General features: G+C 69.8%; 7 protein-coding genes and 1 pseudogene. 3 read left to right on the top strand and 5 right to left on the bottom strand.

Going from position 1 to position 5,923, the window contains the following annotated elements; translation table 11 throughout:
* The 3 genes and pseudogenes from ACFQEU_RS10300 to ACFQEU_RS10290 form a co-directional block, all read right to left on the bottom strand.
* Nucleotides 1-301 (bottom strand): annotated as a pseudogene (locus tag ACFQEU_RS10300) (DUF63 family protein); the annotation flags it as partial.
* A gap of 127 nt (nucleotides 302-428) precedes the next feature.
* Nucleotides 429-878 carry a universal stress protein gene (locus tag ACFQEU_RS10295; RefSeq protein WP_379781819.1) on the bottom strand — a complete coding sequence of 150 codons (450 nt, stop codon included), beginning with the start codon at nucleotides 876-878 and terminating at the stop codon, nucleotides 429-431.
* Nucleotides 879-1,013: 135 nt separating this feature from the next.
* A complete protein-coding gene (locus tag ACFQEU_RS10290; RefSeq protein ID WP_379781817.1) occupies nucleotides 1,014-1,943 on the bottom strand; it encodes a DNA adenine methylase in 930 nt (309 codons plus the stop codon).
* Nucleotides 1,944-2,126: 183 nt separating this feature from the next.
* Between ACFQEU_RS10290 and ACFQEU_RS10285 the strand changes: the two genes are divergently transcribed.
* Nucleotides 2,127-2,384, top strand: coding sequence for a DUF5789 family protein (locus ACFQEU_RS10285; protein ID WP_379781815.1), 258 nt, complete (start codon nucleotides 2,127-2,129; stop codon nucleotides 2,382-2,384).
* A 61-nt stretch (nucleotides 2,385-2,445) separates the two neighbouring features.
* Here the strand turns inward: ACFQEU_RS10285 and ACFQEU_RS10280 are convergent, their stop codons facing one another.
* A complete protein-coding gene (locus ACFQEU_RS10280; protein WP_379781813.1) occupies nucleotides 2,446-2,970 on the bottom strand; it encodes a GNAT family N-acetyltransferase in 525 nt (174 codons plus the stop codon).
* Between the two features lie 88 nt (nucleotides 2,971-3,058).
* Nucleotides 3,059-3,910, bottom strand: coding sequence for a TatD family hydrolase (locus ACFQEU_RS10275; RefSeq protein WP_379781811.1), 852 nt, complete (start codon nucleotides 3,908-3,910; stop codon nucleotides 3,059-3,061).
* 170 nt (nucleotides 3,911-4,080) lie between these two features.
* On the opposite strand from ACFQEU_RS10275, the gene ACFQEU_RS10270 reads away from it, so the two are divergent.
* Nucleotides 4,081-4,710, top strand: coding sequence for a DUF7979 domain-containing protein (locus tag ACFQEU_RS10270; protein WP_379781809.1), 630 nt, complete (start codon nucleotides 4,081-4,083; stop codon nucleotides 4,708-4,710).
* A gap of 133 nt (nucleotides 4,711-4,843) precedes the next feature.
* Nucleotides 4,844-5,923: HTTM domain-containing protein (locus tag ACFQEU_RS10265; RefSeq protein ID WP_379781807.1), on the top strand; the 1,080-nt coding region annotated here is incomplete at its 3' end.

Genomic DNA, 5,923 nt, shown 5'->3' with positions numbered 1-5,923 from the left:
ACGCGGCGGCGTCGGCGACGACCCACACCGCGGCGGCGAGCGTCCCGACGACGAGATACACGGTCGGCGATCCGCCGAGCGGGGCGACAAAAGGCGGGAGGGCGTCGACGACGTACAGCACGTGAAATCCCGCGCCGAGCGCGATCCAGGGCACGAGTGCGAGGACGTGTCGGCCGGTGACGCGGGGTCGCTGCCGGCGGACCGCAACGGCGACACTCACTGCCGCGAGGAGCACCGCGACGAGGTACGGCAGCGGAGGGATCGCCGTTCCGTCGGGAACCAACGGGAGGCCGTCGAGCATCACCGAATCGACGGGCCGCTCGGCGTGAAAGCGTTTCGGGTCGCGGCGGGCGACAGTGCCCTACCCGTTCGATCCCTTCGATCCGTTCGATCCCTTCGATCCGCCGCCCGCCCGGCTACCCGCGAGCTCACACCGAAAGCACGGGCTGGCTCGCGTACAGGAGGACGTACTCCGCGGCCTTCTCGAGCACCGCGCCGGGTTCGCCCGTGATCGGTTCGCGGGGGACGACGATGAAGTCGGCCGCGATCTCTTCGGCCGTGTCGAGCACGACGCTCCCCGGGTGGACCGTTTTCACTTTCGTCGAGAACCCGTACGCGATGGAGTTGCTGTGGGCGACCCCGGCCGCCTCCGCTCGGCGCGCGACCGAATCGGTGAACGACTGCGTGTCGTCGGCGACGTCCGCCTCGTCGAGCTCGCCGGACTCCAGCGAACGAACGACGTCCTCGTCGAGGACGTAGAGGGCATGGACTCGCGCGTCGTACTCGCCCGCGATCGCGATCGCGTACTCGACCGCCTCGTGGGAGGCCTCGCTCCCGTCGACCGGGGCGAGGACGAGATCGATATCGTGTGCGGTCATGGAAGGTCCGACGGCGGGGGAGCTCAAAAAGCCCGACGGAACCCGCCGTGGCGATCACGGTCAGGCCCTCGCCCCGCGATCACTCCTCCGTGAGCCCCACCTAGCGATCACTCCTCCGTGAGCCCCACCTAGCGATCACTCTTCGGTGAACGTCGACAGGGAGCGCTGGTCGTCGCCGCGCCGCTCGGACGCCGGGACGCTCGTCGCGATCACCTCGTCGACGGCGTCGCGGTTGTCGGCGTCGCTGTTGATCGCGCGGACCGCGTCCACCGTGTCGACGTCGAGCCCCGCCTCGGTGTACGGTTCGTACATCACGCCGCTGTTGCTCAGGACGACGTGGACGCCGCGGTCGACCAGCGTCGTCGCGGCGTCGAGCAGCCGCCGCTGGTCGTCCCGATCGAACCCCTCGGCGCTGTACTCCGTGAAGTCCGCGGTCGGGCTCAACGGCTCGTACGGGGGGTCGAAGTAGACGAGGTCGCCGGGGTCGGCCGCGTCGAGCACGTACGCGAAATCGCCGTTGCGGATCTCGACGTCGGCGAGCGCCTCGCTCGCGCGGCGGATCCGGTCGCGGTGCACCCAGTCCGGGTTCGCGTACCGGCCGATCGGGACGTTGAACCCTCCGTCGGCGTTCTCGCGGTAGAGCCCGTTGTAGCAGGTCCGATTGAGGTAGACGAACAGGGCGGCCTCTTCTAGCGGATCGAACGACCCGGTGTACGGACGGTCGTTGAACCGCGCGCGCTGCTGGTAGTAGTAGGCGTCAACGTCGCGGCCGCGTTGGGTCGTCTCGGCGTACGGGAGCGACGGGTCGGGGTCGGCGTCGGGGTCGTCGAACCGCTCCAACCGGTCGATGAGTCCCTCCGGATCGTCGCGAACCGTCTCGTACAGCGAGACGAGCCGCGGGTTCGCGTCGTTGATCGTGGCGGCGTCGGGCTCCAGATCGAAGAAGAGCGCGCCGCCGCCGACGAACGGTTCGTGGTACCGGTCGTACGACTCGGGGAACCGGGCGTACAGCGCGTCGAGCAGCTGCCGTTTGCCGCCGGCCCACTTGAGGATCGGCTCCGCCATTCGATGTCGGCCGTCGACCGCCGCCGCGTATAAACGTCCCGGGACTCCGTCCCGACGCCTGGGTCCGCCCGTCCCGACGTTCGAGCGCATTCGTTCGGACGCCTATGCGGATCCCCTCGGACGCCTCGTTCGTGCGCATCGGTTCGTGCGCAGCTTCATACACTCGGGACGCGTTGAGTCGGTATGACACGCAAAGTCGAGCTGAACCGGGTCGACACCGTCCTCTCCACGCTGGAGTACCCCATCACCCCCGCCGAAGTCGAACACGACTGTGGCGACGTGACGATACAGCTGGCCGACGGCGAGGTGAACCTCGGCGAGACGGTCGGCGATTCGACCGCGACGCGGCTGGCCTCGGTCGAGGAGCTGCGGACGGAACTGTTGAGCCTGCTCCCGCGTCGAGCGGTCGGCGAGCCGTTCCAGTCCGACGGCGACGCCTGAGTCGTTCCTTTTCTACGCTCGCGGTGGATCGGGTGTCGGTTACGCCCGCTAACCGACCGGTCTACCGGTCGACCGCTCGCGAGTAGATCGTCGTCGGGTACGACTCGCCGACGACCTCGTGGCTCCCGCGTCCCGTCGCCTCGAACCCGCGCCGTTCGTAGAACCGCGCGCCCACGTCGTTGTCGGCGAACGCCTCCAACCGGACGACGTCGACGGCGTCGGGGAGGAGCGTTAGTCCACGCTCCAGTAGGCTGGTCCCGATCCCCTCCCCCCACCGGTCGGGGTCGACGTAGATCGCTTTCAGGTCTGCCTCGCCCTCGCCGACGAACGGCTTCGTCTCCGCGTCCCCCCAGCGGAGGTCGACGAACCCGCACACCCTCCCGTCGTCGACCGCGATGCGGACGCCCTCGCGGTTCTCGCGGAGCCCGGCCTCCCACCCGTCGACGGTCTCCGGGTCCGGATCGATCGGCTGGCGCTCCAGTACGTCCGGCGGGAGGATCCCGTCGTACGCCGCGCGCCAGGCGCGGCCGTGTGCCCGGATCACTCCGCGGACGTCGCTCCGGTCTTCGATCCGGCGTAGCTCCATGTCTCCGGCCTCCCGTGCCGAGTGCAAGACTCTTTGGGGGGTTCGTTACTCCGTCAGCGTCGCCTCCGTTAGCGCCACGCCGTCAGCATCACTCCGTCAGCGTCGCCTCCGTATCGATCCCGTAGGCCGCCGCGGGCGTCTCTACGTGCGCTCGGCGGACGGCGTCGTCGTACCCCTCCTCCAGCAGCCAGCGGACCCGTCGGGGAACGGTTTTCGGGCCGAGCACCATCCCCGGCTTCTCCGGGTCGTCGACGAAGTCCGTCTCCATCAGGAACGGCGCTCCCGTGTCGGCGGCGCGTTCGAGGCGGTCCTTCTCGCTCATCACGCTCGGGACCGGACCCTCCAGCCGCCCGGCCGCGTAGTGTTTCACGACGCGACCGCGGTCGAGGCCGACCGACTCCGCGAGCGCCGCGAGATCGGTCAGGTCCTCGCTCGCCTCGGTGTGTAGCTGGACCGCACAGCCGACTTCGGCCGCGCGCTCGAAGGCGGTCCGAGTCACCGCGTTCGACGCCTCCCACACCGCCTCGGTCACGTCGTAATGGGGGCGACCCGATTTCAACGCGAGCGCGCGGCCATCGGCGACGTACTCGCTTGCGACCTCGATCCCGCCGGCCATCAGCTCCCGGGCCGCGTCGGGGTCGAACCCTCGCTCGTCGACGAGCCGACTGATCAGGCCGGGATGGACGCCGAGCACGGGCCAGGCACGGCCCGGGAGCAGCTCGGTCGCGTCGGTGACCGCCCCGAGCGTCTCCTCGAACACCGCCCGGAAGTCGGCGGGGTCGTCAGCCTCAACGCCGAGGTGCCAGGAGGGTTTGTTGACGACGAGCAGGTGCGTGCCGCCGAGTCGAACGAACTCCTCGACGGCGTCCATCCCGCGACCGTGACGCGGGTCGAGGTGCATGTGGTTGTCCAACACTGGGGTGTCGAGCTCCGCGGCCATGGATCGGATCCCGGCTTCCCGTCGCATATGCGTTCCGAGCGCCAGCGGGCACGCGGTGAATCCGTGTGGCGGTCCTGGCTTCTAGTCGGTGAGATCGTCACCGGCTCCGGTCGTGATCGTCCCCGACCCGCGGCGGAAAGCCTCTTGCCGGTGGTGGTCGAACCCCCGATATGCGCCGGTTCCCCCTCGTGGTCGGGCTCCTCGTCGTCGGCGGGGTGTTGATGGCGAACCCGCTCTACCTCCCGGTGGCGTTCGACGACACGACGACCGGCTACTCCCACGCGGTCCAGCCGATCGACCGGGGGGCGATCGCCGCCGACGCCGAGGTGGTCGACCGCGCCGACTTGGAGCCCGACGCCCGGGAGGCGTTCGACCGCGCCCGCGACGCCCCCGAAGGCGGGTTCACCGTCGAGGACCCCGACGACCGGGTCGACTCCCTCCCGTACCCGGCGGAGCCGACGACCGGCGACGGGATCCTCGTCGTCACTGACGGTGACCGACACTACGAGTTCTGGACCCGAGCGGTCGACCGCGAGCCGGCGACGACAGTCCTCCAGCGGCTCGTCGTCCAGCCGGCCGGGTTCCTCCTCGGGTTCTTCGCCGTCGTCGCCGCCGTCGCAGTCACGATCCGGGGGCGGGAGGAGCGACGGGAACGGGCTCCCGGTTCTGCCAACGACTCGGCTCCCAGTGACGATCCGGCTCCCAGTGACGATCCGGCTCCCAGTGACGATCCGGCTCCCAGTGACGATCCGGCTCCCAGTGACGATCCGGCTCCCGGTGACAACCGAGGTCGGCGTTGAACACGCCCGCTTCCGCCTATCGCACTCCCGTCATCTACCCTGGCACTATCGCCCGCCCCACCTGCCCGATCCGCCCCATCGGTCCCGCCGGACACAACACCTATGACTACCGGGTCACGACGGGACGATATCGATGGGGATCCCGAAACGGTCGAGCGATCTCCGGCGGGTTCTCGCCGCGATCGTCCGCCGGGTCGCCGCCGGGACGCGCGAGCGGGTTCGGATCGATACCCGATCGCTCGCGGTGTTTCGGATCGCGCTCGGACTCCTGATCGTCGCCGACCTCCTCCTCCGATCGCGGAACCTGACGCGGTTCTACACGGATCAAGGAGTGGTCCCGGTGGAGCTAGCGGTCGCCGCCGAACCCGCCGCTGCCTACTCGGTGTACGCGTTCGTCACCTCGCCGGCGGGGGTGGCCGGCCTGTTCGCGCTCACCGCGCTCGTCGGTCTCGCCCTGGCGGTCGGCTACTACACCCGGCCGATGACGGTCGTCGCGTTCGTCCTCGTCGTCTCGCTCGACGTGCGCAACCCGTTCGTGTTGAGCTTCGCCGACGTACTGTTCGCCACGCTGCTCGCGATCGCGGTCCTCCTCCCGCTTGGGGAGCGCTGGTCGGTGGACGCGGTCGCGTCCGACCGCCCCCGCCGCGAGTCGACCGCTGGCGTCGCGACCGCCCTCCTGCTTGGCCAGGTGGTCGTGATGTACGTCGTCAACGGGTACCACAAGACGACCTCGGAGCTGTGGCGGTCCGGGGAGGCGGCGGTGCTCGTCCTCGGCATCGACGAGATAACGTTCCTGTTCGGCGACACGCTGCGGCGGGTTCCCGAGCTCCTCCAGCTCTCCGGGCTCGTCTGGGTGGGGATGCTGTGTCTCGCGTGGCTCCTCCTCGTTTTTCGGGGACGGGCGCGGTATCTGTTCGTCGCGGCGTTCGCAGTCGCGCACCTCTCGATGGCGCTCACCGTCCGCATCGGCGCGTTCTCGTACGTCTGTCTCGCCGGCCTGGTAGTGTTCGTGCAGGGCTCCGGCTGGGACGACCTCGGGCGGATCGGTCGGTGGACGCGCGCCCGACTCGACGGGCTCGCCCTCCCGCTCCACCCCCCCACCGTCCGTTTCGAAACCGTCCGGGACCGACTCGCGTCGATCGCGCAACGATTCCCTCGCCCGACCGCCACGGCCCCCTCGCGAACGCTCGCCGCCGTCCGGAGGCGGCTCCCA

The sequence above is a fragment of the Halorubrum tibetense genome (assembly GCF_042661865.1).
Taxonomy (GTDB): domain Archaea; phylum Halobacteriota; class Halobacteria; order Halobacteriales; family Haloferacaceae; genus Halorubrum; species Halorubrum tibetense.
This window is presented reverse-complemented; position numbering and strand designations above follow the sequence as displayed.